The organism is Streptococcus suis (assembly GCF_002964575.1).
Classification (GTDB): Bacteria; Bacillota; Bacilli; order Lactobacillales; family Streptococcaceae; genus Streptococcus; species Streptococcus suis_R.
Window position 1 is genome coordinate 1 of the sequence record NZ_POQQ01000105.1, and the last position, 264, is coordinate 264.

The following is a 264-nucleotide window of genomic DNA, read 5'->3' on the forward strand; positions in this document are numbered from 1 at the left end:
GTATTATCAGTTGGAAGATAGATAGCATCGACTTTTCCTGCAAGTGAAGTAATAGCTTGCTGAACATCGTTTGTCGTCGTAACTGTTGTCACTTCTACTTTTACACCTTTTGCTTCGAGTGCTTTTTTAGCCTGCTCAGCTTGAACTTCTGAGTTTACCTCGCTAGAATTGTAGAAAATACCGACAGTCTTCGCAGTTGGTACAACTTTGAGCAACATCTCGATTTGACCTTCCACATCAGTTGCATCAGTCGATCCCGTCATG

General features: G+C 42.0%; 1 protein-coding gene. It reads right to left on the bottom strand.

The genetic code is table 11. The features are described 5' to 3' along the window. Window positions 1–264: ABC transporter substrate binding protein (locus C1E58_RS11960; RefSeq protein ID WP_269088935.1), on the bottom strand; the 264-nt coding region annotated here is incomplete at both ends.